Genomic DNA, 26,105 nt, shown 5'->3' on the forward strand with positions numbered 1-26,105 from the left:
GTTGGTGTTTTTGATGTAACATTAACAGCATTGGGTTGTTTAACAGATAGTACAATAACTATGGCGGGTTATATTATCGTTAATCCAATATATACCATCACCACACCGGATGAAACCATTTGCGATGGCGATAGCGTTTTGATAGGTGGTATTTATCGCAAAACCGCAGGAACCTATTATGATACTTTACCAACTATAAACAGTTGCGACAGCGTAATTGCTACTACTTTGGTCGTCAATCCAACTTATTCTTTCAGCACCCCTGACGATACTATTTGCGATGGCGATAGCGTAATCATATTTAGTACTGTTCGCAAAACTGCCGGAACCTATTATGATACTTTACCAACTATAAACAGTTGCGACAGCGTAATTGCTACTACCTTAATCGTCAATCCAACTTACTCCATTAACACACCTAACGACACCATCTGTGATGGGGATAGTGTTTTGATAGGTGGTGTTTATCGCAAAACTGCAGGAACCTATTATGATACTTTGGTAACAACAAGCGGATGTGATAGCGTGATTGTGACAACATTAACAGTGGATTCTGTTTATTCTTCAGCAATAACAGCAGCGATTTGTCCTGGTGATAGCTTCCAGTTACCCGGAGGCACATGGCAGACTATTGCAGGAACCTATTACGATTCCCTGGTAGCCACAAACGGCTGCGATAGTGTTGTAACCACTGATTTGACTGTGCACCCTGCTATGACAGCAGCTTTAGATTCAACAAACGAATCATCACCCGGAGCCGGTGATGGTATAGCTTCAGTATCTGTAAGCGGAGGAACACCGCCTTACACATATCTTTGGAATGACAGCCTGGGGCAAACTACCGATACAGCAACCGGGCTTTCTGCCGGAATTTATACGGTTGAAGTAACAGATTCTAATGGTTGTATTCTCATTGGCAGCATAACTGTCGGTGTTCAGACAGGAATATCTTCCGGAACAGGTTCGGGATCTATTGACTTTTACCCGAATCCTGCTTCTACAAAAGTGACTTTTGTAATTAAGCTTCCCACTGATAATTACGGAAGCCTGAAGCTGTATAACCTGCAGGGTGTGAACGTTGCAACGGTATTTGAAAATAAACAGCTATCCGGTAAATTCACTGTTCAGTTTGATGTGGATGGGCTTGCAGAAGGGGTTTATTTGTACCGGTTGGTGACTAATGATCATGTTGTGACAGAGAAGATGGTGGTGGTGAAATAGCAGTTTTCTATTCAACACGCAAAAAGATACACACAAAATGGGGCTATCTACACCCGATTCAACTTTTTGGGCAAAAGAAGTGAGTCCACTCTAATAAGTCCAAAAAATAAAAATGCCACCAAATCACCAAAGCACTAAATCCCATCCCGAGTACTCGGGAAAAATCAATTAGTTAATTTTTAGTGGGATTTTGTGTTTTTGTGCTTTTGTGGCAAAAAAGACTTTTTAGAGTGGACTCAGAAGTTAAAAATTGATTAATTTTATGTTACTTTGTTTTTTTAGGATATTATGTCAAAAAAACTAACGCAAAGATATGGAAAAGACATTAACCGATGAGAGAATATACACATACAATGATTTGCTTTTTTTACCTGAAGGAAATTATGAAATCATCAATGGAAAACATATAAATATGTCGCCTACAGGATTTATACACGGAGAAATTGAAGGTATTTTTTATAAATTATTAGAGAAACACCTTGGCAAAAAAGGTTATGTTGCCGTTGGAGAGGTAGGCATAGTAATTAGTAAAAAGCCTTTTAGGCTCAGGGCAGCTGATGTTGTATATATTAGTAAAGAAACTTCACCTCAGAAACCTGAAGGAATACTTGAAATTGCGCCTGATATGATCATTGAAATTCTTTCTCCAGATGATACAGTACAAAAAATGAATGATAAAATAAACGATTATTTATCAATCGGTGTAGGAAAGATTATTGTTGTTGATCGGTTTAATGAATCTGTATCCATTTATCATCATAAGAAAAAACAGATAGATATCTATAATTTTGATGAAGAATTTGTTTTAATTGCAAACGTAAAATTAATTATGAATCAAATTTTGTAAGAGGAGTCTACTCTTCACACCTGTCATTCCGAATGCAGAGTAAGCAAAAGCGAAGGAGCGAATGACAGAAAACATTAAGGAGATTCCTCGTTCGCGTCAACCCTCTATGCAGCCCAACTCTCGGAATGACAGAGAATCATTGAGGAGATTCCTCGTTCAGACCAACCCTCTATGCAGCCCGGCACTCGGAATGACAATTAAAACCGAAACCTCAAAAACCCAAATCCTGCTGATAAAGTGGGTCCTTGCTGGGTAAAAAAGGTGAGGGCATCCCTGGAGGCGATGCCTGCTTCCCATCTTCCTTCCTCTCCGGTTACCACGCGAACACCTATAGGTATATTAAAGCCGTAATTACCTCCAAAAGTAAAGCCGGTTGAAAGGCGCAGCCACCTGGTTGGATTCAGATCTCCGCCTATTGAAAAAATGGCTTTTTCATAGCTGCCGGCTTCTTTGTTGGCAGAAATGACCATATCCAAACCGATCTCTGCTATTTCTTCTATCTTATAACTAACGCCTGCCCTGATGAGTGTGGGTAGTTTTACCTTTTTCTTTTCCAGGCCTTTCCAGCCAAATATTCCATTTTTACCGGATATTTTTTCAGCTTCGGCAAAAATGTTGTAGCTGTCAAAACCCTTACTTTCCATATCAATTAAAAAAGTATCCTCTGCTGTATATACATTTCCATCCCAGGTGATAGCACCTATATTGGTAATAGCAAAGCCAACTGTTAATTTTTCTCTGTACCTTAAATTCAAGCCAAAATCTATTCCAAAACCCTGTCCGACAGGATGAGGAAAAAATTTATTGGTATCCTGCTCCACAGAAGATGGATTTTTAGCTCCTGCATCACCGTAATTAATATCAATCCTGGGTGTTATAGCAGAAAAAGCCTCTAATTCACCATCCTCAGCGCTTATATCTATAAGCCCAAACCCTTGTATATATTTCAGGCCTATTCCTGCATAAAGCGAAATATTTGCAGAAGTGGCAAATGAAGTAGTAGCATATTTGGCACGGCTTGTCTCGGTATAACTTTTAATGAGTTGAATACCGTAGCTAAAATTGTATTCCCGAAACCATGCCATCTGGAGCTTGCTGCCATCCATTATTTCAGAAAAAAGTTTAGGTTTATCAGGATTAAGAGGATCTACAAATCCCCTGAATACTTTTTCCCTTATAGTATCAGGTACTGATGGATTATTTGGAATAGTCAAAACTGAAAAACATAAACTATCAGCACAATAGTCTAAAAAATCAAAATAAATAGAGTTACGACCCAGGAATAAAATATCTGATGTTAATTCATTAAAGGTAGAAAACCATTGAACTCTTTCTCTTATACTAACAGCAAACCCACCCACTTCGGGATAATACACTGAAAATGCTAATGGCGTAACATCAACATTGATTGCCAATGGAGCATCTTTAAATGCCCGGGCAGCTTCTTTTTTTTGCTGATAGGTAAAAGTTTCAGAGTCAAAATCTGTAATACTTTGCCACAGCTCTTTTTTCGAAAGCGCCCTGGAATAAATACTAAAAGCGAGTTCTGATATACCCAGGTTGAAGTGTGTAAATTCAAATTCGGGCCCCATTCCCAGGTTTGCGGGATTTATTCCGATCGTCTGGTAATCAGTAACAAAAGTGGTAGCAACACCCGCTCTACCTGTAGCAGAGAAAACACTCATTTCAGATTGCGGGTATGTATTGCTGTATAGTGTTACTGCAAGAATAAATGAAATTGCCCTTTTAGTCATACAATAGTGCCCTTTTCATAAAAAAACCAAGAAATAATTACTTCAATTAAGGAGATTCCTCGTTCGCTCCACCCCCTTCAAGCAATCCTACACTCGGAATGACAGAGAATCATTGAGGAGATTCCTCGTTCGCTCCACCCCTTCAAGCAATCCTACACTCGGAATGACAGAGAATCATTGAGGAGATTGCCAACGCTTCTATCCTTCCCTGGACTCGGAATAACAATTAAAACCGAAACCTCAAAAAGCCAAAACTTGCTGATATGGTGGGGCCTTGCTGCGTAAAAAATGTAATAACATCCCTGGAAGCAATACCGGCTTCCCATGTACCGTCTTCACCTGCAATCACCCGGACGCCTATGGGAATATTAAAACCGTAATTACCCCCAAAAGTAAGTCCGGTTGAAAGGCGCAGCCACCTATTGGGCTTAAGGTCTCCACCGATTGAGAAAATGGCTTTTTCATAGCTGCCTGCTACATCATTTGCAGAAATAATAACGTCAATCCCTACCTCCGCCAGTTCTTCTATCTTGTAGCTTGCTCCGGCTCTGATGAGTGTTGGAAGCTTCACAATTGTATCTTCCAAACCTTTCCACTTAAATATCCCATCATCACCCGAGATCTTTTCTGCTTCAATAAAAATGTTATAATTATCAAAACCGGGACTCTTCATATCAAATAATGTAGTATCCTTAGCAGTAAACACATTTCCGTCCCATTTGATTGATCCAATATTGTTAACAGCAAAGCCTATCGTTAATTTTTCTTTGTACCTGAAATTGAAGCCAAAATCCAGGCCAAACCCCTTGCCAACCGGTTTGAGCTTATTACTTGTATCAACTGAATTTCCCGGAGCAGGGTCTACGCCATAATCAACATCAAATATAGGCGAAATGGCAGAAAAGGCTCTTAATTTACCATTCTCAGCTCCAATATCAACAAGCCCAAAACCCTGAATATATTTGAGCCCGATACCAGCGTATAAAGAAATATCCCCGGTTTTCGCCCCATCCTTGGCGCCTTCTGTCGAAAATCTTGCGCTCTGGATGCTCCCGGCTCCAATAAGTTGTACTCCGTAGCTAAAATTGTATTCCCTGAACCATGCCATCTGCAGCTTTGAACCATCTAATAGTTTAGAGAATTTTTGAGGTCCAGTGGTAAATCCTCTAAATATACTGTCTCTTTGGGCGTCTGTCACAAATGCATCATTTGGGATAATATTATATATATTTCCATTCGTATCAGCAAGTTCCAGGAAATCAAAATAGGGAGCGCTATAACCCAAAAACAGCAAATCTGACATATCTTTATTGAACGTAGAAAACCACTGAACTCTTTCCCTGATGCTCACAGCAAAGCCACCTACTTCCGGATAATGCACAGCAAATGCAAAATGGGTTACATCAACATTGATAGCCAACGGAGCATCTATAAATTGTTTGGCAGCATCTACTTTTTCCTGGTAAGTAAATTTTGTATCAAAATTTGTAATGCTTTCTCTCAGTTCCTTCTTTGTAAGCGCCTTGGAAAAAATAGAAAACCCCACTTCAGCAAAACCCAGGTTAAAGTGTGTATATTCAAATTCGGGGCCCATCCCAAGGTTGGCAGGATTTATCCCGATTGCCTGGTAATCGGTGGCAAAAGTAGTAGCAACACCTGCTCTCCCTGTGGCAGAGAAGACACTCATTTCGGATTGAGCGGATAATTGGCTGTATATTGTTGCTGTAAGAATAAATAGAATTAGTCTTTTCATAGTTACAAAAGATTAAATTGCCTTAAAACGGCTGCAACTTCTTTATTCTTTTTTGCTAATCTACAAATATACCTGTTTTTTTGTTTGCAATAAACATATAAATAATAATAAAACAAAAAAATAACTTATTTTGCACCCCTTATGAAATTTGGCACAAAAGTAATACATGCCGGTATAGAGCCTGATCCGATCACAGGGGCTATTATGACGCCCATTTATCAGACTGCTACCTACGTTCAATCGTCATTAGGCAAACATAAAGGGTATGAATATTCCAGGACACATAACCCTACAAGGGACGCATTACAAAAAAATATTGCTGCATTGGAAAACGGTAAACATGGCTTATGCTTTGCATCGGGTATGGCAGCCATAGACGCTATATTGAAATTACTTAAGCAAGGTGATGAAGTAATATCAACCAACGACTTGTATGGAGGCACTTACAGGATATTTACTAAAATTTTTGCCGATTATGGCATTAAGTTTCATTTTATCTCCATGTCAGACATTGGCGTTTTAGAAAATCATATCAATAAAAACACAAAATTGGTCTGGATAGAAACGCCAACAAATCCTTTGCTCAATATTGTTGATATTCATAGCGTATCTAAAGTTATAAAGGATCATAAAAACCTTCCGGCAGGCAGGCAGGTATTATTAGCTGTTGACAATACATTTGCCACGCCTTATTTACAAACTCCATTAGACCTGGGCGCTGATATTGTAATGCACTCTGCTACAAAATATTTAGCAGGCCATTCTGACGTGGTCATGGGAAGCATTGTCGTAAATGATGATGCTTTGGCTGAACAATTAGCATTTATACAGAACAGTTGTGGTGCGGTTCCCGGACCTATTGATTGTTTCCTGACATTAAGGGGCATCAAAACCCTGCATATTCGGATGCAGCGCCATTGTGAAAATGCAAAACAGGTTGCCGAATATCTGAAAAATCACTCCAAAACGGATAAAATTTTCTGGCCAGGTTTCACAACACATGAAAACCATTTAATAGCTAAAAAACAAATGAATGATTTTGGAGGGATGGTGTCATTTACGCTTAAGGGTGATAAATTGGAAGACTCAGCCAAGGTAATGGAGCGATTTAAAGTATTTTTACTAGCCGAATCGCTCGGTGGCATAGAATCATTGTGCGGGCACCCTGCTACCATGACCCACGCCAGTATTCCCAAGGAAGAAAGGGAAAAAGCAGGTTTAAAAGATTCGTTGATCAGGTTAAGTGTAGGGATTGAGGATATTGATGATCTGGTTGCAGATCTGGAGCAAGCTTTAGGATGAACTAATCACTATTTTAGTTGATATTGCGGGTCCGCGCATATGTTTCGTTGCGGTTTAAGAACTACGTCCCCGTCTCCGAAACCAACCGATTATTGAAAGCACTAAGGTATGAATATTCTCGTCAACCGCAATGAAATATATGCGCTGTTATGCACTTTTAAAAAAATTTTATTCTATTACCAATTTCCCTGTCCCAATAATTTCTTTTTCATTTTCAATTTTATAGAGATACATTCCACGTGGTAATGGTTCGCCTCGAAATTCTAATTTCCCGGAGGTTATATTATTAAACTGTTTTACTTCTCTACCGATAAGGTCATAAATGAATAGAGAAAGTTTTGTCTGATAAGTTATGTCAGTGCAGTAATAGTTAAGATAGGTATTGTAACCGTAAGGATTAGGATATATTTTGCAATTATTGTCAGATATTTCAATAATTCCAGAAGTACCTGATAAGCCAATTTTTGCTAAAAAAGCATAATTGCTATTTAAATGTTTAGGAAGTATGGTGTTTCCAAAAGATGATGAGTCGTTATACCAACCAGTTACGTATATGGCACCAAAATCATCTACTGAAATAAAATATGCTTGAGTATTATTGCCTTTGGCAGTTTGCACCCAATCAAAATTACCGGATGTATCATAGCTTGCTACAAACAGATTAGTCAGCCCACTGGAAGAAATAGTATTATTGCCAAAATTAGCAGTACCTTGATAAAACCCTACTATAATAATGGAGCCATTATTATCAAAGGCAATACTCCCATAGTTGTAATCTCCATCCGCTGCAGTCCCACCCGCATTTTTCACCCATATGCAATTTCCATTTGAGTCATATTTTGCAATAAAAATATCTGTTGAGCCATATGAAATAACGTAATTGTTTCCGAATGTTACACTGTCTCTGAAAATGCCAGTCAAGTAACTATTCCCCACCCCATCAGTAACAATTCCAGTAGCCCATTCAGAATTACTACTGCCAGCTGTAACATTCCATATACAATTACCAATTGAATCTAATTTTACTATATCAATATCATATTGCCCGCTAATATTTGTTGGCGTATTGCAAAAACTTCCACCAGAACCTGATGCCCATACTCTTACAATTAAATAAATATTGCCTGAATTATCAAAACTTAAATCATTAACTATGCCATCTAGTCCTCCTCTTATAGCCCATAAACAATTTCCTGTCTGAGTAAGTTTTGCAACAAATCCTTGTCCTCCGGGTGAAGTTTCAGAGATAGGAGTATTTAGGAATGTACTATCAGAAGAACTTAATCTACCAGTAATGAAAACATTTCCATTATTGTCAATGGTTATGCTACGACTTTGGTCGGTAACATTGTTACTTCCTTCTTGTAATACCCATAATAGATTTCCACTGGTATCATATTTAGCAATGAAAATATCAGTCCCGCCTGCTGATATGAGAGTGTCAGTTCCAAAAAATGCAGTGTCTTCAAAGGTGCCTGTTACAAATATATTTCCGGAATTGTCTGCAGCAATTGCTTTTCCGATGACTTTGAAGTCCCCCCCCTCATTTATAGCCCATATACAAGTGCCTGAAGAATCATATTTTGCAATGAACATATCTTCAACCCCGATTGCTGTTATTGAAATATTTCCAAAATCTGCATTTCCTTGAAAACGTCCTGTTATATATATATTTCCCGCGTCATCATTACATACAGCATTACTAAAACTGTAATTACTGCTCAGAACAGGCTTTGCCCATTTCCAATTCTGGGAGAAGATATAATTACTTGTACTTGTCAAAAGTGACAATAGTACGATTGTTGAACGGATTATCTTTTTTGTTTTCATATTGTCATCCCTCCTTTTTTGGTTTTGTTAAATTCAGATTAAGATTTGTTTGCAATTTAAATTTTTTTTAATTGTGCATAACATAACTGCATGGTTGCATAGGTTAATTCATGCGTTCATGTAACCATGCAATCCGATCAGTTGTTCATAAAATGTAGGTTCAGATTTTGATTTTAGAATTGTTAGTTAATCATACCAAATCAGGTGTTCATCCTTCATATATCGTGGTTGTTTATATTGTTGTTTTTGATAGGCTGGCATCTCCAACTCTTGTTTTTTCGCTAATTTTCTCAACATTTTTTGCCTGTATTTCTCTCGCTTAGTGTATGAATTTTGCACTGTACCACCCCGATAGATCTGGGCATAGTACATATCGTGATAGTAATCGCCTTTCGTACTTCTTCGTCTCACTATGATATCTCCTTCCCAGGCGTTGATCTTTTTAGAGATGTTCCTCGCATGTTTATCCCTGTCTTTGAGGGTTTTAACTAAGATATCGCCACTATAATTTGCGGTTTTTCTTGCATCTTCTTTCCACTGCTTCTCTCTTTTATATAGTACACTTACAGAAATATCTCCCGTATAATTAGCAGATCTGCTTGCCTCCTTCCTGTCGTTATTCCTTTTCACAATGATATCACCTTCGTATGATGCATAAGCTTTGGAAGCGCCTTGATCTGATCTTCTTTTTACAATAATATCTCCGGAATAAGTATTTATCTTCTGCCGTTCAGATTTACTAAGATCCCAGTTCCTTACCAGCAGATTACCAGAGGAATTAAGCTTGTTCAGATCACCCTTTTTATTATCTCTTCTAACCAATATATCACCTGAAGAATTTAAATCTTTGTTTACAGACTTTGTGTTATCATTCTTAACCAGGATATTACCTGCAAAATTTATATTCTGTGATCTACTTTTAGTATTATCCTTTCTAACCAGAACATTACCGGAACTATTGATATCTTGTGATCTACTTTTTGTATTATCCTTTCGAACCACAACATTACCGGAACTATTGATATCTTGTGATCTACTTTTTGTATTATCCTTTCGAACCATAACATTCCCGGGGCTATTGATATTGTGTGACTTAGACTTTGTATTATCCTTTCGAACTGCCATATTACCGGAGGAATTTATCTTTTGCGGTTTGGATTGTTGGTTATCTTTTCTAACTGCGAGGTTACCCTTGTAATTTGAATTCTGAGGTCGAGCGCTGTAATTTTTTACTTTTTGAGACCCTGAAAAATCACCTTGTTTTTTTAGATTTGATTTGGAGTTATCTTTTTTTACAGTATAATTACTTATTTTTTGGACTTTGGCATCGGGTTTACCTTTATTTTTATATTCAAATTGATCGCCTGTATATTTTGAAACCTGTACAAAGGTAACATTATTCCGTTTTTTAACGTTGAAATCTCCTGAAGGCTTATTGAGCTTTTTAGATTCTTTTTTGTTTTTCTTTTTCGAAGATCTATTCCTGGAATTCTGCTTAATTTTTCCTATAAGCGCACCAAGGTGGTCGGTATCCTTTTCATCCTGGGCTTGTAATTTGTTATTTTGCTCAAATGAAAGGGATATAATGCAGCAAAAAATTATAGATACAGATAAAATCCTTAAGAAGATTGTGTTCATGTGTTCAAGTGTTCGTGTTGCGAGCGCAGTGAAGCAATCTCTTTCAAATAGAGAGATTGCCACGCCTTCGGCTCGCAACGTGAACACGTTTTCATTGATGATACTGACGTTTAATCTTTACAGGATGTTTAAGTTTGATAGTTTGATTAACCCTTTTATTTTGCTCATTATTACCCTTACCACTTTTTCCTGTGTCTGTTTTCAGATCCTTATAGGCATTAATATCCTTCCCGGATGGGGAAGTAGAGCAATATTTATTACATGAAACAAGAATGGATAAACATAATAAAATGCTAAATAATATAGTTATAGATTTTCTCATATAATTTTGTAATGTTAAATATAGATTCTACTTATAATTTTTCCTCGGGTCTTTGTATTTCTTCTTTTTCCCACCTTTTTCCCTCTTACTCTTTTCCACTAATCCCTGTTCATTTTTTTTTATTTTCTTTCCTGCAATAGGTATGCCATCCTCATTAAATTGATCTAAAGTTGTTGTAACACCTGAAGAACGATAAGCCGGGCAGTGTACTTTGTCTTTACAGGAAAACATTAAAACAAAAATTGTGAATAATGCTGTTGTGTAAAGTGTGAATTTTTTCACGATTATAATATTTTAATAAATATTGTAAAGATAATAAAAATTTTCAACATTTAATACTCTAATAACGATTTTATTTTTTCTTTTATTCTTTTTTTCGGCAAAAAATTCTCTTCAAGCGGGGGCGAAAAAGGGACAGCCGTATCAAGGCTCCCTTCTCTCATCACAGGTGCGTCAAGGTGTTCAAAGCAGTTTTCGGTGATCCAGGCAACAATATCTCCGCTTATGCTTCCGGTCAGGCAATCTTCATGGACGAATAATATTTTGCCTGTTTTTTTAACGGTTTGCGCTACAGCTTCTTTATCCCAGGGTAAAAGCGTTCTTAAGTCTAATATGTCAGCGGAAACATTTGGGAATTCGGCTACTATTTCTTTAGCCCAATGCGTACCCATCCCATAAGTGATGATGGAGAGATCTTCCCCTTCTGAAACCAATTTTGCTTTGCCAATGGGTAAAGTATAGTAATCATCTGGTATTTGTTCTGAAACAGACCTGTAAAGCGCCTTATGTTCAAAATAAATAACAGGGTTGGGGTCTTCTATTGCAGCATTTAATAATCCTTTTGCATCGTAAGGAACTGATGGATACACCACTTTTAAACCCGGGGTGTGGAAAAACCATGCTTCATTGGATTGGGAATGGAAAGGACCGGCAGAAACGCCAGCTCCTGCAGGCATTCTCACAACCACATCAGCATTTTGCCCCCAGCGATAATGTACTTTTGCCAGATTGTTGATGATCTGGTTAAAACCACAGGTCACAAAGTCGGCAAATTGCATTTCTATGATAGATTTGTAACCTGCAATTGACAATCCCAGCCCTGCACCGATGATGGCTGATTCGCACAGGGGCGTGTTTCTGATCCTGTCTTTTCCGAACTTTTCGCAAAAACCTTCAGTAACTTTGAATACACCACCATATTCTGCCACATCCTGACCCATCAATATAAGATTGGGAAACTTCTCCATACTTTGCCTGATGGCGTCTGAAACGGCATCAATGAATCTTTTTTCTGACTTTCTCTTTCCTTTTGGATTAATTACTTTCTGCTCAAAGGGAGCATACATATCGGTTAATTCACTTTTAGTGTCAGGTACGGGCATGCTTTCGGAAAATGCCTTTTCCAGCCCTTTTTCTATTTCATTTTGAATATCATCCCTGATCTCATTGATCAGTTTCTTGTTTAAAATGCTTTCTTTGACAAGATATTTTTCATAATTATCAATAGGATCTTTTTTTGCCCATTTCTTAAATAGTTCCTGCGGTATATATTTAGTGCCTGATGCTTCTTCATGTCCTCTCATCCTGAATGTGATGGCTTCAATAAGTACAGGGTGGGGCTTGTTTCTTATATTTTTAGCGGTCCGGCTGACTGTATCAAAAATTTCCAGCACATTATTACCATCAATCAGGATGGTCTCAATACCATAGGCAGGCCCTTTATCGGTAAAATGTTCAAATCTAAACTGTTCACTACTGGGAGTTGACAGACCATAGCCATTATTTTCGATCATAAAAATCACCGGCAAACTCCAAACGGCAGCCACATTCAATGCTTCGTGAAAATCACCTTCACTGGTCCCACCGTCACCACAATAAACCAACGTCACCTTTGATGGACGATGGGTGTTTTTCCCTTTTCTCTTTTTTTCCCATTTCCCATCCAAAATATCTGCCAATGCGATACCATCAGCAACAGCTAGCTGCGGACCTAAGTGTGAGATCATGCCGACTATATGATGCTCTTTGGTACCAAAATGGAATGATCTGTCGCGGCCTTTTGTAAAGCCCGAAAGCTTCCCCTGGAACTGGGCAAACAGCCTGTCTAACGGAACATTCCTGCATGTAAAGACCCCCAGGTTACGATGCATCGGGAGGATGTATTCATCGTTTTGCAGCGCAATTGTAGCGCCTACGGAAATTGCCTCCTGCCCGATCCCTGAAAACCATTTGCTGATCTTACCCTGGCGCAGCAGCACCAGCATCTTCTCTTCGATCATGCGAGGTTTGAGTAACTGTTTATAAAGATGCAGTAATGTGTTGTTGGAGTGTTTTTTTTTGTTGAAGTTCATTTTGGCAAAATTAAATCATTTAATTAATATTTTTTATTAACTTTGCGTAAATATTATTCACTTATAAAATGTGTAAAAAATGAAAACAAGAAAAAAATATTTACTTAGCGCTTTGATCATAATTTTTATGGCGCCTCTTTATCAAGGTTGCAAAAAATATGATGAGGGGCCGGTTTTTAGTCTGAGGTCTAAAAAAGCCAGGTTAACAGGAAAATACGAGGTGACAAGTTATCTTAGAGACGGAAAAGATTTTTTAAACTATGTTGATAAGTTTGAGTCCTCTGGTTATGACTTCATGTGTAGTTCAAACTATAAAGAGACATCTTCAGGTACTTCTGAATTTATTTACGAGTTTACCGAAAATGGATATGTGGATATAACAGAAACTTTTAATAAAACTATTATAAGAAAATATGATTTCAATTGTTCTGATTCTTCTTTTACAGATTCAGACACTGAAATCACTTTTGGTGAATGGGAATTCAGGCATAAAAAAAATGACCTTAGGTTAACGATGTATTATAATGGCTCAATAGTTAAAGAAGAATATGAAATTGTCAAACTAACAAAAGATGAATTGAAATTAAATGGTTTTATTTTTAATTTTAATAATGTAGAAAAAGCAGAAATAGAATTAAAGAAAAAATAGAGATGATTAAAATAAGTTAATTAAACAAAGCTACTTATTTACTCTTATGAAAAATAAATCAAATTTGATAATTTATATAATTATAGGCGCTATAGTTATATTTAATTTAGCAAGCTGCAAAAAATATGATGAAGGCCCTCTAATCAGCTTAAAAACAAAAAAAGGAAGATTAACAGGAGAATGGATGTTGGTGGGGGGGGATGATTACAACCCAGGCCTTGATCAAACATTTGAGTTTACAAAAAATGGTTATTTTAACACTCTCTATTGTACTTTTTGGGGTTGTTATCCAAGATTTGGCAAATGGGAATTGGTAAATCAAAAAGAAAAAATAGAAATTACCTGGGAATCTGGAAATATTGGCAATAAAACTGAATATGCAATATTGAGACTAAGAAATAAAGAACTGGTATTGGAGGATGAATACAAAAATGAAATGGAATTTGAGAAACAATAGTCCTGCGAATTACGAATTTACGAATTACGAAAATTTTTTGTGAAAACAAAAGTCGGCTTTGGCTATGATGTACACCAGCTAAAAAAGGGCGCTGATCTGTGGTTAGGGGGCATAAAAATACCGCATACCCATGGCGCCACAGGTCATTCAGATGCAGATGTATTGATCCATGCGATTTGTGATGCTTTGCTCGGAGCGGCAAATCTACGGGATATTGGCTATCATTTTTCTGACAAAGATCCAAAATATAAAGGAATAGACAGCAAGCTATTGCTTAAAGAAGTGATAAAAATGGTAAGGGAGGCGGGTTATGAAATTGGCAATATTGATTCAACAATCTGCTTACAGGAACCACCCATAAATCGCTATATCCCTGAGATGAGGAAATGTTTGGCTGATGTAATGCAATTAGATAAAAATGCAATATCTGTAAAAGCAACTACTACTGAAGGGCTTGGGTTTGTGGGTAAGAAGGAGGGAATTGCGGCATATGCGGTTGTATTAGTTATTGGCCATTAGTCATGCTACGGTAATTCAATGGTAATTCAATGGTAATTCAATGGTAATTCAATGGTAATTCAATGGTAATTCAATGGTAATTCATTGTCAATGCACCCCTATTCATCGGATGGCGCCAACGCACAATCTATCCGGTCATCAGATGATAGCCAACAGTGCAATTTATGTGTAATTTATGTGCGGGGTAAATCAATTTCTTTTTTTCTTGACTTACACATAACTACTGCCTATTGTCTACTGTCAATTGTCAACTGAATTTGTCCATCCTTATAGGTAGATAAAATAACCATCGTTTCCATCTTTTCAATTTCTTCAATTTCACCTAATTTTTGGACAAGCAGCTCTTGAAAACTATTCATATCTCGTGTAGTTATTTTCAAAATAAAATCACAGCTACCGGTAGTATGAAAACATTCAATAATTTCGTCAAAATCAACAATATTTCCAATAAAAGATTCGAAAATGTCTTTTCTTTGACGAACTAGCTTCACTTGTATAAAAGCAATAATGCCTAATCCAAGCTTATTGGTATCCAACTTTGCATGATAGCTTTTGATGATGCCTGAATCTTCCAATTTCCTGACACGCTCAAGCGTTGAGGCTGGCGATAAGCCAATCTCTGATGCAAGCCCGGCATTGGTTATTCTCCCGTTTTTTTGAAGGATATTTAATATTTTATGATCTATATTATCTATCATTAGTATTCATTAGTATATTAGCATTTTATTATTCGTATATTAGTATCATTAGTATTCATTCGTATATTAGTATCGGATAAGAACAAACAATACTTACATATATATGCGTATTGCTATCGTAATCAACACTTCATGGAATATTTATAATTTCAGAATGGGCATAGTCAGGTCATTATTGGATAAGAATAATGAAGTAATTGCAATTACACCCAGGGATAAATATACAGAAAAATTAATAAAACAAGGATGCGAATATTATCCTATTAAAATCGATAATAAAGGTGTTAATCTTTTTAATGATATTTTATTAATTTTTGAACTTTATAAGGCTTACAAAAAAGTAAAACCGAAGATTATTTTGCATTATACAATTAAACCAAACATATATGGAACGTTAGCTGCAAAACTATTGAAAATACCTGTAATAAATAATGTTTCGGGACTAGGTACTGTTTTTATTCGTGAAAATATAGTGTCAATAATTGCAAAAATACTTTATAAACTCACATTTAGATTTTCAAAAAAAGTTTTCTTCCAGAATAAAGATGACTTGCAGCTATTTCTGAAAAACAAACTTGTGAAGAGAGAAATAACTGATATTATACCTGGATCGGGTGTAGATATTGATAAATTTAAATATCATAAATTTAAAAGAAACACGATCTTTACCTTCTTGTTGATTTCAAGATTGCTTTACGATAAGGGAATTGTTGAATATATAGAAGCAATAAAAATCTTTAAACATAGAAAAATTAATGCTAAATTTCAATTATTAGGTTTATTAGACTGCTCTAATAATTTAGGTATTTCTAAGGAGCTTCTTGATTCATGGATCAAAAATAAATTGATAGATTATCTGGGTTTTACTGACGATGTAATACAATTTATAAAAAAAGCAGATTGTATAGTTTTGCCTTCATATAGAGAAGGCATTCCAAAAACACTCCTTGAAGCAGCAAGTATGGGTAAACCGCTTATTGCAACAAATGTTCCCGGTTGCAGAGAAGTTGTAGAATCAGGTATCAATGGTTATTTATGCGAAGTAAAAAATGCGAATGATCTTTCAGAAAAAATGAATGCGATGGCATCTTTAAAAAATGATAGCCTTAAAATGATGGGTGTTAAAAGCAGGGATTTGGTAACTAAAATGTTTGATGAGAGAATTGTTGTTGAAAAGTATATTAAAGCAGTTGAAAATTAACTTTTCATTATGGATTATAAAGATATATTCTTAACGCCACTCTATCTATTTTTTATTTATTTAATTGCTTATCTGCTAAGAAATAAGATTTGTGGTCCCGACAAAGCCGGGATTATAAGGAAATATTTTATCCCTGCACTTACAGTAAAAATTATCGGGGCAATTGCATTGGGTTTGATCTATCAGTTTTATTATGAAGGTGGTGATACTTTTGCTTATTTTGGATGGAGTAGCGCAATTTATCATACATTTATAGAATCACCTCTTACAGGCCTCAAGGTTATTTTTGAGGATTATGATAGCGCACTTATTGATTTAATGAAGTTAACCAAAAGTATCTGTTATTTTGATGCTTCAGGGATCTTTGTAGTAAAGGTATCAGCTTTATTTAGCTTGTTTACATTTCATACCTATTTACCGGTTGCTATATTTTTTTCAATTTTTAGCTTTACAGGATTATGGGTACTTTTTAAAACAGTTGTTAAAATATATCCAGGTTTACATAAGCAGCTTGCTATTGCTATATTTTTTCTACCTTCTGTCTTCTTTTGGGGTTCGGGCTTATTAAAAGATTCATTAACGCTTGGCGCTTTAGGTTGGCTCATTTATAGCTTTTATAATTTCTTTTTTGATAGAAGGCAGCTAATTTTATCTGTAATTATATTGTTTCTTAGCAGCTATATTCTCTTTATTATTAAATCATACATTTTACTAAGCATTCTACCTGCGTTAATAATTTGGTTATTTTTAGGCTACAAAGATAAGATCAGGTCTAAATTGTTAAGAATTGTCTCCACACCTGTAATATTAACTATGGCGTTTTTTTTAATTGTTTATGGAACTAAAAATTTAGCAGCGGAAACAGGAAGATTTAGCTATGAAAAAGTTATCTATACTGCAGGGTACCAGGCTTATCATTTAAAAAAACAATCAATGGGTGTAGCTTCTTATTATGCAATTGGAGAAATAAGTGATATGAGCAGCATAATCAGCAATACTCCCAAAGCAGTATTTATTGCATTATTCAGACCTTTTTTATGGGAGGTAAGAAATCCGGTGATGTTATTATCAGCGCTAGAATGTACTTATTTTCTTTTATTAACCATAAGCATCATCTGGAAGCTTGGCTTTTTAAAGTTTTTTCAAATAATAAATAAAGAACCTTATGTTATCGCAGCATTATTATTTACGCTTATTTTTTCTGTAGGGATTGGATTAACAAGCGGCAACTTTGGAACCCTTGTGCGTTATAAGATACCCATGCTGCCTTTCTTTTTATCTTCATTGTTTATCATTCGTTCATATTTTTCGCCACAAAGACACTGAATATGTAAGATGGTTGATGGAATTGAAAAATGGAATATGGTTGATGTTAGATGATTGATAAATCATGAAGCTTGAGATAACACTAAAATTTCAGAACTCCTGACCTGTCGTAAAATAAAATCACAGCGTTTCAAAGATAAAAGGATTTTTTTAGTTAATAGTTATTTGTTTTTAGTTTTAGTTTGTTTGGTTTATAGTTATAGTTTTTGGTTTCACCGAAAAAAACGAGGCAGGTTTGTTTCCGGGAAACCAAAAACCACAACCAATAACTATCATAACCATAACCAATAACCATAAACTATGAACAAATTTGTTGTAATTTTATTTTGTGAGCCATCCTATGGATACCTTCATGTTTTAGGTTGGCAGGTCAGGAGTTCTGAATTTAGATAAAAACCATCAACCATCTTCCATCTTCCAACATCGAGGTTTACTGATTATAAAAACCGAAGACGCCAACCCGGTGGGTATAAGATTTAAAGGGAAAGTAATTATCTTTTGGATACAGAAATTATGCCTGATGGTTTGTGCCAGCCACCTCCAGTCAAAACCTTTATGGCCTGTTGTGTGGGGTGGAAGCTTATCTAATTTATAAAACCCGGCCCAGAAAGTTTCTTTCATAGTATATTCTTTATGACGCGTGTAGCCGGTGATAAAAGAACCAAGATTTTTTAACCAGATAGCAGGACCGATTTCTACCGGGACAGAACACACAAATAAACCGGGCTTAATCGTAGCAATTCTTTCTATTAATCTGACTACATCATGTTCGGCAATATGCTCCAGGGTTTCCAATGCGATAATAATATCTGGTTTATCTAAATCTTTATAATTATCATCATCCATGCAATTTCCCAGCATAAACCTGGCGTTAGTATTGTTACCATATCGTTCCAATGATAATTTGTAAAGCGGTTCATATAATTCTATTCCTGTATATTCAATATTGTACCTTTTGTTGAGTAAGCCATAAAGCCTTCCATAAGCTGAGCCAATTTCAAAAACTTTGATGGGTCTATCGGTGATCTCTTTAGATAGTTGATCAAACACTTTATGTATAGCCTTATATCTCAACGAATGGAGCCATTTCGTGAGAAAATTGAAGTTTTGGGCAGCTTCATATTCAGTTGCGAAATCGGTTTTATTTAATACTTGTTTCATTCTAATTAAACAACGACAAAAAATTATCCTTATTAGAAGTTACTGAGTAATGCTTTATCACTTTATCCCTGGCACATTTACCGATTTCAGTTCTTAAACCAGGATCTAAAATTAATTTTTCTAAATAATAATACCAATCATCAGATGTTTCACACCAGTAGCCATCTACCTTGTGATCAACGATAGATTTATTTACACCAACCGGAGAAACAACCGGTGGAATACCAAGCGCCATGTATTGTAAAGCTTTTAAGCCGCATTTCCCTTTAGCCCACTCATCATCGTTTAAGGGCATTAAACCAATATCGAGATTAAGCAGATCTGAAACTTCAGTAGATTTTTGCCATTGCACTAAAACCAATGATCTTAATTTAAATTTGGGTTTTTTATTTGAAATAATCCAAAATTCAAAATTATATTTTGTTTCCAGTTTACGTATTACTGGCAAAATAATATCCAGGTATTCTAATGTAGAATGAGAGCCTGTCCACCCAATAATTACCTTGTCTGTATTGTGATCTTTGATCTTGCTGTGAATATGGGAATTATCAATAGTTGATGGATTTAATATTACATTCTTATTAAATCGTTTTGCATAATCACACAAAAATTCATTCCCGCAGCTTACCTTATATGCCCACTTACAGATCATAGAAACTTTCCAATGGCATTTTATACTGGAAATTATTTTATTGTTTTCAGAGGTGTCAGTCATCCAGACTGCATCATCAAAATCATAGATAACTCTTTTCCTAATAATTTTTGATATTATCCATTCACTTATCGGAGGGCCTATTGGAGTTGCTTCTCTGTGAATATAAACGTAATCATATTTTTTGACAATCAGTAAAACATGAAATCTGCGTATAAAGCCTTTTAAAATTCCGTATGCTTTTGAAAATATATGCCCCCTTTCATACAAAATTTGCCATGTATGATCATCAATAAATGAGTAAATCCTTAGACCCCACCCTTTTTTCTTAAGAATTTCAAAATATTGTTCAAAACGGAATCTTTGGGAGGGGGCACTCTCAATGGGATAAGGAATGATAAAGAGGATATGCATATTTCTGGTTTATACACTATTTATTCATTTCAATATCATATTAAGATATCTTTGAGATTTTTTAATAGGCGATCTATTGGAACGATTTCTATTTCTCCATCATGCATTACCCTGTTTCCTCCATATACAAAAAATATTCTTGCCTCAGGATAATCACGGTGAAAAGATTTTATCCCTGACAACATCCCTGAACGAATTTTAGCAACCCTTTTGATTTCAAAGGCGAATATACCTTTATCACCATAAAGAACAAAATCTACTTCAAGACCATTGGATGTTCTCCAGAAATGTAATTTATAATCCAACCCAAAGTTAGAATTGACAGATATCAATTCCTGAAATAATAAAGTTTCCAGCGCAATACCATCAATCTCTTCAGGTCTGTCTAATGGACCTGAGGGTCTGATTGCTCTGTAAACTCCCACATCAAAAAAATAGAATTTTTGATGTTTAACAAGCCGTCTTTTTGCTCTCTTTGCAAAAACAGGAATACGATAAGCAATAAGTAAGTCTTCGAGAATAGAAAAATAGTTTTCTACGACCTTTCTCTCAACGGCACAATCTTGTGCTACAGAGGTAACATTTAACACAGATCCTTGTGAAAAACTGGCTGATTCCATAAATCGGGCAAAAGCGCCAAGGTTTCTGGTCAGTCCTTCCTGCTTCACCTCTTCTTCAAGATATGTTTTGTAGTAACTTTGCAAATATGCCTTGGGATCTTCCTCAGTATAAACACATGGCAGATGTCCGTATTTTAGGGAATGATTTAAGTCAAAATCAAAACCTAATTCAGTAGCTGAAAGAGGATGCATAGATAGTTGTAAAGCCCTTCCTGCGAGTAAATTAACATTTTCTTTTTTTATCTTTCTTGCGCTTGACCCTGTTAAAATAAATCTGAACCGATATTTTTCAATTAACCTGTGCACTTCATCTAAAAGCTCAGGTATTTTTTGTATTTCATCAATGATTATCCAATTTTTGCCAACATTTTTTGGTATCAGATTTTCCAATCTCTGCGGATTGGCTAAAAGGTCATTGTATAGCTCCGATTCAAGCAGATCTATATAAATGGCATCAGGAAAAGTTGTTTTTACCCAGGTAGTTTTCCCTGTTCCCCTGGGGCCAAATAAAAAAAAGCTCTTTTGAGAGGGGTATTGTATTATTCTGGAATACATAACTCCATTTTACATATAAATTTGGAAGTGCAAAGTTAATAATGCATTTCTGAATTATGTTGTTTTTTTAAGTTTTTATTTGAAATAAAATTGCCAAAAATTTATATTAATCAGAAAACAATGGTACTAATCTATCAGATAAATTTGCGGATACAATTTCAGCTCCGATAGCGTTTACATGAGTCGCATCTTTCCAATATTTTGGATTTCCCAATTCTTTTATTTTCTCTCTGGATAAATCAAGATACACAATATTATTCTTACTAAACAAACTATCCAAATATTTCCGGGTTTGATTTAAAACAGATAAATTTTTATAATAATAAGGGGTTGTAAAGCAAATCAATTTAATATTATTGCTTTTACATAGCTGAATGATTTCCACCAGGTATTTTACTTTATCTTCTCTAAAATGCAGCCGCTTAGCAGGATTTTGCCGGGAAGAATATAGAACATTGATACTATCCATAACAGAAGGGGGCCATGGTTCGTAACCATTATCATTTATTATTGGTGCGATTTTGGTTTGCAAAAAATTTTTTATCATGTTTATGACGCGCCCATTATACCGATACAATTTTAACGCAAATTTATATTTTTCGAATTTAGATAGCTCGTTCGTGTATCTTGTAACAATTTCATTTTTCCCATAGTAATATTTTAGATTTTGTATATCTACAGGCTTGATTTCTGAAAATTCAGAACCTTGATAAATATCAGGGTCAATGTGCAATAACAAAATTGATGGTTCTTTTTTCGCATTAATAATGATACTTAGTAAGCCTAATTGAAAAACATCATCCATACCGCCATGGCCGATATTATAACCACTTAAAATAAACTTTGCCGGATCAATCTGATATTGAACTCTTGAGCTGCCCATCACAAGTATTTCAGGAATTTGTTCCAGCGTTAAATAATAGTTAATTCTCCCCCCGGATTGTCCTGTTTTAATTTCCTGATATATCATATCTAAAAATTTTACAACAATCCTGTCAATAACAAAAATGGATATTAAAAATAATACAATAAAAATTAAATAATTTTTCATTTATTATAAGGAATTAAAATTGAAAATAAATAAACTGATCACCTTCAGAAACCCCAAAAAGAATGATCAGGAATACTAAAAACAAGTCTAATATAAAGATGAACGAAATATTCTTCTGCTTTATAAGTGTAGTAAAAGAAAATTTTCTAAAAATGAAATATTCTATCAACAATAATACGAATAAGTTTGCAATCATTGAAGCGAATATTCCGGTATCCTGCAGCCTTAAATTCCAAAAAAACTTTGTATAAAAAATATTATGGAAAATCGTGAATGACTGTTCAAATGAATGAGACCTGAAAAATATCCAGGTCAGGCATATAAAATTAAATGTAATAAAAACTAATAAGCCTTTAATAAAAATATTATTCCTGTTGTATATTTTACTTAGGTTTATGATTCTTTCAATAGATAAGTAAATGCCATTTAAAGCGCCCCAAAAAACGAAATTCCATGATGCCCCATGCCAGAGGCCGCCAAGAAGCATAGTGATCATTAAGTTAACATAAGTATTAAACTCACCTTTTCTATTACCACCCAACGGGATATATAAATAATCTCTTAGCCATGTAGAAAGGGAAATATGCCATCTATGCCAAAATTCTGTTATATTCTTAGAAAAATAGGGTAGCTTGAAATTTTCCATCAGGTCATATCCCATGATCCTGGCAACGCCAATGGCGATATCAGAATACCCCGAAAAATCACAATATATCTGGAAAGCAAACATATACGTTGCAAACAAGAGTGTGAAGCCATAATATAATTGATAATTACCATATATTGAATCAATATAAATTGCAAGCAGATCTGCTACCACCACTTTTTTAAAAAAACCTAATAACACCTGTGAAAAACCTGATAAAAATCTTTCATAATTAAATGATATGATTTTATGACGAAATTGTGGTAACAGGTTGGCAGCCCTTTCAATGGGGCCAGCCACTAACTGGGGGAAAAATGCTACAAATAAGGCAAATTTACCGATGTGTTTTTCACACTTTATCACTCCCTTATAGATGTCGGCAGAATAACTTAACGTTTGAAAAGTATAAAATGAAATACCAACGGGTAAAAGAACATCCAACATTGTGAATTCATAATTGATATCCCCACTTGCTAATAATGAATTCAGCGTACCAGTAAAGAAATTAAAATACTTGAAAGTAAATAATAAACCCAGATTTGTAACAATGCTTAATATTAAATAAGGCCTTCTACGATTTTTAGTTGGAAGATCACTCATTTTACGGCCCATATAATAATCAATTACGGTAGAGATTATTATCAAAAAAATATAAAATGGATTCCAAAACATGTAAAAAAAATAACTTGCAATCAGCAGAAGAACCCATTTATATTTAGGGCTTACCAGGAAATGGAGAGGAACTACTATTAAAATAAATATTATAAATGTGATTGAATTAAATAACATTATGAGAGGCTTTCGTTATTGAGCAGAGATCAAATGTATATATCTTTATATATTCTCATTAAACCATCCTTTAGTTTTGTAGAGGGTTTATATTTGATTGATTCATAGAGTTTTTGGCTATTTCCTACCCTTCTTTCTACTTCAAAATCATATCTTTTATTAGGTGAGGGTATGAAAGAAATTTTCGATTTTGAATTGGTGATTTCATAAATGGTTTGAGCTAATTCACCAATGCTAAATTCATGCTCATTTGCAATATTAAAGATATCACAGCCATTTACTTTTTCAGCGAGCTGAATACTGGCCTGTATTGTATCATCAATATAGGTAAAATCCCTGGTTTGATTACCTTCACCATAAACGGTAATAGGGTCATTTTTCATAGCCTGCTCAAAAAAGCGGGGAATAACCATTCTGTTGTCCTGATTTACTCCATAGACATTAAAAAATCGTAATGATACAGATTGCAATCCTTTCTCTTCGTATAATGCAGTCAGATATATTTCATTGTATCTTTTGGCAATAGCGTAGCTTGTTCTGGGATCCAACTGAATATTTTCTGTAACACTTTTTTCTATGGCAGAGTGGCCATATACACCGCTCGTGGAAGCATAGATCACTTTTTGTACGCCATTTTTCATAGCTGCTTTTGTGATATTTTTCATCCCGATAACTTCGGTTTCCATCGTTTCAACCGGATTATCAGCGACTACATCAACGCCCAGAATAGCAGCAAAATGAAAAATCATATCACAATTTTTGCTCAATTCAGCCATTTTTTCATAGTTCCTTACATCTGCATTCACAAATTTGACAGACTTTAGAATTTCTTTATCAATTTTGTTGCCTCTCAATAAAATATCTGCTACGATTACTTCACCCCCTTTTTCAACTAAGTGTTTTACAAGATGACTTCCAATAAAACCTGCACCGCCTGTTACTAAGATTCTTTTCATATATTCGTTATTTATTGTATCGGAATTTCAATTTGAAAAACAGCAGCAGTAAAATTTACTGATTTTCCAATTCTCCATAGATCTCCTGATATATTTTTTCTGCTATATTGAATGATCTGTATTTAATCGCAACAGATCTGATTTTATCAAATAATTCTTTCCTGCTATATTTTTTTAATATTTCATCAATTTCAGTAACAGCTTTCAAATATGCATCATTGTTCAGATCAGTCATCACTGCTCCGATCTTATTATCCTGTATTATTTTTGAATCATCAGAAATATTTTTAGTGATCACTACAGGTAAACCCAAAGCCCAGTATTCCCCATCTTTTATTGAAGTACAGAAACGTTTAGTTGGTATTGGTTTTACAGGGTTGATGGCGAAATCTGCTAAACCTAGGTAGTCTGGCATTTCATTATGCCGTACAAATTTAAAATTGATCAATTCAATATCAAATTTACTTTTTTCAGCAAGTGCATAAATTTCCTCTTTTTTATGATTTGTTAACAACAGCACTCTGAACTTTTCTCCCCAATAATCATGAGCAACCTTTAAAAAATCAAACACTTCCTGCTCAAGATAGATACCTCCAAATTTGCCGGCATATACACATACAATTTTATTATTATAACCATATTTTTTGACCAATGTTTCTTTTTTTAAGTTTTTTTGAGAAAACAGGTTCAGATCAACACAGGCGGGCTTTACATAGAAATTCACCCCACCCCCCCGGTACGTTCGTACCCTAGTACGCCCGTTCCTCCCTACGGGGTAAACCTCACTACGGGGCAGGCCTAACTCCCTCTCTGCACGAGTGGAGAGAGGGAACTTCCCGATCCTAACTCCATACTTATCATAGGCATAGGATTGCATTCCTTTAGTAGTTGAAATAAAATATTGAGCTCTTTTGGTCTGTAATTTTTCCAATTTAAACAATATTTTAAATGCCAGGCTATCGTAACGCCAGTTACCGTTTTCAACCATCGCTTCAGCATGTGGCTCATAACTATCAATAATTAATGGCCGGTTTGTCAGCAATGATAGAAAATAACCGATGGCGCCTGCCGGGGTACACCAGGCATGAATATATTTTATTTTCTTTCCGGCTGCCAGTATGTGCAATTTTAAAAAATAAAATACCCAATACAGCATTGCTACTAAACCAAATTTATAATATACTAAATCAATCCAGTAAATATTCTCTTTTTTTAATGTCTCTTTGATTTTTTTTGTGGTGTCAGGTGTTTCCACCTGACACGTAGATAGATTATGTTGTTTTTGCTCCAGGGTAACCAGAAATATTTTGCTTTTGGCGGGCAGATATTTTTTTATTATTCTTACATAAGGGAGCGTGTAGGTTTGGATGAGAGCATCGTGGTAGCTCCAGTA

22 protein-coding genes are annotated in these 26,105 nt (G+C 35.3%); 8 read left to right on the forward strand and 14 right to left on the reverse strand.

The window, feature by feature from the left end; genetic code table 11:
• Together FVQ77_13120 and FVQ77_13125 are read left to right on the forward strand one after the other, a co-directional pair.
• On the forward strand, positions 1-1,221 hold a 1,221-nt coding region (locus FVQ77_13120; protein MBW8051255.1), incomplete at its 5' end, for a T9SS type A sorting domain-containing protein.
• A gap of 313 nt (positions 1,222-1,534) precedes the next feature.
• Positions 1,535-2,068 carry a Uma2 family endonuclease gene (locus FVQ77_13125; GenBank protein ID MBW8051256.1) on the forward strand — a complete coding sequence of 178 codons (534 nt, stop codon included), beginning with the start codon at positions 1,535-1,537 and terminating at the stop codon, positions 2,066-2,068.
• A 197-nt stretch (positions 2,069-2,265) separates the two neighbouring features.
• On the opposite strand, the gene FVQ77_13130 is transcribed toward FVQ77_13125, so the two are convergent.
• Positions 2,266-3,822 (reverse strand): hypothetical protein, encoded by a 1,557-nt coding sequence (locus FVQ77_13130; GenBank protein MBW8051257.1) that lies wholly within the window; start codon positions 3,820-3,822, stop codon positions 2,266-2,268.
• Between the two features lie 226 nt (positions 3,823-4,048).
• Entirely contained in the window at positions 4,049-5,575 is a 1,527-nt protein-coding gene (locus FVQ77_13135; GenBank protein MBW8051258.1) for a hypothetical protein, read from the reverse strand.
• A gap of 141 nt (positions 5,576-5,716) precedes the next feature.
• Here FVQ77_13135 and FVQ77_13140 point away from each other — a divergent pair, with 141 nt between their 5' ends.
• On the forward strand, positions 5,717-6,877 hold the full coding sequence (locus FVQ77_13140) for a PLP-dependent transferase (GenBank protein ID MBW8051259.1): 1,161 nt from the start codon (positions 5,717-5,719) through the stop codon (positions 6,875-6,877).
• 168 nt (positions 6,878-7,045) lie between these two features.
• Here FVQ77_13140 and FVQ77_13145 read toward each other — a convergent pair whose 3' ends face one another.
• The 5 genes from FVQ77_13145 to FVQ77_13165 all read right to left on the reverse strand — a co-directional run bounded on the left by FVQ77_13145 (position 7,046) and on the right by FVQ77_13165 (position 13,018).
• On the reverse strand, positions 7,046-8,707 hold the full coding sequence (locus FVQ77_13145) for a T9SS type A sorting domain-containing protein (GenBank protein ID MBW8051260.1): 1,662 nt from the start codon (positions 8,705-8,707) through the stop codon (positions 7,046-7,048).
• Between the two features lie 186 nt (positions 8,708-8,893).
• Positions 8,894-10,345, reverse strand: a complete 1,452-nt coding sequence (locus FVQ77_13150) for a hypothetical protein (GenBank protein ID MBW8051261.1) — start codon at positions 10,343-10,345, stop codon at positions 8,894-8,896.
• Positions 10,346-10,436: 91 nt separating this feature from the next.
• Complete coding sequence (locus FVQ77_13155) at positions 10,437-10,667, reverse strand: hypothetical protein (protein ID MBW8051262.1); 231 nt, start codon at positions 10,665-10,667, stop codon at positions 10,437-10,439.
• A 27-nt stretch (positions 10,668-10,694) separates the two neighbouring features.
• A complete protein-coding gene (locus FVQ77_13160; protein ID MBW8051263.1) occupies positions 10,695-10,949 on the reverse strand; it encodes a hypothetical protein in 255 nt (84 codons plus the stop codon).
• 50 nt (positions 10,950-10,999) lie between these two features.
• On the reverse strand, positions 11,000-13,018 hold the full coding sequence (locus FVQ77_13165) for a dehydrogenase (protein MBW8051264.1): 2,019 nt from the start codon (positions 13,016-13,018) through the stop codon (positions 11,000-11,002).
• Between the two features lie 79 nt (positions 13,019-13,097).
• On the opposite strand from FVQ77_13165, the gene FVQ77_13170 reads away from it, so the two are divergent.
• Genes FVQ77_13170 through FVQ77_13180 form a run of 3 tightly spaced genes read left to right on the forward strand, consistent with a single transcriptional unit; the run spans position 13,098 to position 14,643 of the window.
• A complete protein-coding gene (locus tag FVQ77_13170; GenBank protein ID MBW8051265.1) occupies positions 13,098-13,667 on the forward strand; it encodes a hypothetical protein in 570 nt (189 codons plus the stop codon).
• A gap of 46 nt (positions 13,668-13,713) precedes the next feature.
• A complete protein-coding gene (locus FVQ77_13175) occupies positions 13,714-14,124 on the forward strand; it encodes a hypothetical protein (GenBank protein MBW8051266.1) in 411 nt (136 codons plus the stop codon).
• Between the two features lie 39 nt (positions 14,125-14,163).
• Complete coding sequence (locus tag FVQ77_13180) at positions 14,164-14,643, forward strand: 2-C-methyl-D-erythritol 2,4-cyclodiphosphate synthase (GenBank protein MBW8051267.1); 480 nt, start codon at positions 14,164-14,166, stop codon at positions 14,641-14,643.
• Between the two features lie 227 nt (positions 14,644-14,870).
• On the opposite strand, the gene FVQ77_13185 is transcribed toward FVQ77_13180, so the two are convergent.
• A complete protein-coding gene (locus FVQ77_13185; protein MBW8051268.1) occupies positions 14,871-15,341 on the reverse strand; it encodes an Lrp/AsnC family transcriptional regulator in 471 nt (156 codons plus the stop codon).
• Between the two features lie 103 nt (positions 15,342-15,444).
• On the opposite strand from FVQ77_13185, the gene FVQ77_13190 reads away from it, so the two are divergent.
• Positions 15,445-16,542, forward strand: coding sequence for a glycosyltransferase family 4 protein (locus FVQ77_13190; GenBank protein MBW8051269.1), 1,098 nt, complete (start codon positions 15,445-15,447; stop codon positions 16,540-16,542).
• 9 nt (positions 16,543-16,551) lie between these two features.
• On the forward strand, positions 16,552-17,868 hold the full coding sequence (locus FVQ77_13195; GenBank protein MBW8051270.1) for a hypothetical protein: 1,317 nt from the start codon (positions 16,552-16,554) through the stop codon (positions 17,866-17,868).
• Between the two features lie 399 nt (positions 17,869-18,267).
• Here the strand turns inward: FVQ77_13195 and FVQ77_13200 are convergent, their stop codons facing one another.
• The 6 genes from FVQ77_13200 to FVQ77_13225 all read right to left on the reverse strand — a co-directional run bounded on the left by FVQ77_13200 (position 18,268) and on the right by FVQ77_13225 (position 24,712).
• Positions 18,268-19,029, reverse strand: a complete 762-nt coding sequence (locus FVQ77_13200; protein ID MBW8051271.1) for a class I SAM-dependent methyltransferase — start codon at positions 19,027-19,029, stop codon at positions 18,268-18,270.
• Between the two features lies 1 nt (position 19,030).
• Complete coding sequence (locus FVQ77_13205; protein ID MBW8051272.1) at positions 19,031-20,095, reverse strand: glycosyltransferase family 4 protein; 1,065 nt, start codon at positions 20,093-20,095, stop codon at positions 19,031-19,033.
• A gap of 35 nt (positions 20,096-20,130) precedes the next feature.
• Complete coding sequence (locus FVQ77_13210) at positions 20,131-21,270, reverse strand: ATP-binding protein (GenBank protein MBW8051273.1); 1,140 nt, start codon at positions 21,268-21,270, stop codon at positions 20,131-20,133.
• A gap of 106 nt (positions 21,271-21,376) precedes the next feature.
• Positions 21,377-22,321, reverse strand: a complete 945-nt coding sequence (locus tag FVQ77_13215) for a hypothetical protein (protein MBW8051274.1) — start codon at positions 22,319-22,321, stop codon at positions 21,377-21,379.
• A gap of 13 nt (positions 22,322-22,334) precedes the next feature.
• Positions 22,335-23,756, reverse strand: coding sequence for an MBOAT family protein (locus FVQ77_13220; protein MBW8051275.1), 1,422 nt, complete (start codon positions 23,754-23,756; stop codon positions 22,335-22,337).
• Positions 23,757-23,785: 29 nt separating this feature from the next.
• On the reverse strand, positions 23,786-24,712 hold the full coding sequence (locus FVQ77_13225; GenBank protein MBW8051276.1) for an SDR family NAD(P)-dependent oxidoreductase: 927 nt from the start codon (positions 24,710-24,712) through the stop codon (positions 23,786-23,788).
• Positions 24,713-26,105: the final 1,393 nt, after the last annotated feature.

It is taken from the genome of Cytophagales bacterium, assembly GCA_019456305.1.
Taxonomy (GTDB): Bacteria; Bacteroidota; Bacteroidia; order Cytophagales; family VRUD01; genus VRUD01.

Bases quoted from the DNA above. Each gene is read 5' to 3' on its own strand.
- FVQ77_13125 (MBW8051256.1), top strand. From the start codon at position 1,535: ATGGAAAAGACATTAACCGATGAGAGAATATACACATACAATGATTTG.
- FVQ77_13130 (MBW8051257.1), bottom strand. From the start codon at position 3,822: ATGACTAAAAGGGCAATTTCATTTATTCTTGCAGTAACACTATACAGC.
- FVQ77_13135 (MBW8051258.1), bottom strand. From the start codon at position 5,575: ATGAAAAGACTAATTCTATTTATTCTTACAGCAACAATATACAGCCAA.
- FVQ77_13140 (MBW8051259.1), top strand. From the start codon at position 5,717: ATGAAATTTGGCACAAAAGTAATACATGCCGGTATAGAGCCTGATCCG.
- FVQ77_13145 (MBW8051260.1), bottom strand. From the start codon at position 8,707: ATGAAAACAAAAAAGATAATCCGTTCAACAATCGTACTATTGTCACTT.
- FVQ77_13150 (MBW8051261.1), bottom strand. From the start codon at position 10,345: ATGAACACAATCTTCTTAAGGATTTTATCTGTATCTATAATTTTTTGC.
- FVQ77_13155 (MBW8051262.1), bottom strand. From the start codon at position 10,667: ATGAGAAAATCTATAACTATATTATTTAGCATTTTATTATGTTTATCC.
- FVQ77_13165 (MBW8051264.1), bottom strand. From the start codon at position 13,018: ATGAACTTCAACAAAAAAAAACACTCCAACAACACATTACTGCATCTT.
- FVQ77_13170 (MBW8051265.1), top strand. From the start codon at position 13,098: ATGAAAACAAGAAAAAAATATTTACTTAGCGCTTTGATCATAATTTTT.
- FVQ77_13175 (MBW8051266.1), top strand. From the start codon at position 13,714: ATGAAAAATAAATCAAATTTGATAATTTATATAATTATAGGCGCTATA.
- FVQ77_13185 (MBW8051268.1), bottom strand. From the start codon at position 15,341: ATGATAGATAATATAGATCATAAAATATTAAATATCCTTCAAAAAAAC.
- FVQ77_13190 (MBW8051269.1), top strand. From the start codon at position 15,445: ATGCGTATTGCTATCGTAATCAACACTTCATGGAATATTTATAATTTC.
- FVQ77_13195 (MBW8051270.1), top strand. From the start codon at position 16,552: ATGGATTATAAAGATATATTCTTAACGCCACTCTATCTATTTTTTATT.
- FVQ77_13200 (MBW8051271.1), bottom strand. From the start codon at position 19,029: ATGAAACAAGTATTAAATAAAACCGATTTCGCAACTGAATATGAAGCT.
- FVQ77_13205 (MBW8051272.1), bottom strand. From the start codon at position 20,095: ATGCATATCCTCTTTATCATTCCTTATCCCATTGAGAGTGCCCCCTCC.
- FVQ77_13210 (MBW8051273.1), bottom strand. From the start codon at position 21,270: ATGTATTCCAGAATAATACAATACCCCTCTCAAAAGAGCTTTTTTTTA.
- FVQ77_13215 (MBW8051274.1), bottom strand. From the start codon at position 22,321: ATGAAAAATTATTTAATTTTTATTGTATTATTTTTAATATCCATTTTT.
- FVQ77_13220 (MBW8051275.1), bottom strand. From the start codon at position 23,756: ATGTTATTTAATTCAATCACATTTATAATATTTATTTTAATAGTAGTT.
- FVQ77_13225 (MBW8051276.1), bottom strand. From the start codon at position 24,712: ATGAAAAGAATCTTAGTAACAGGCGGTGCAGGTTTTATTGGAAGTCAT.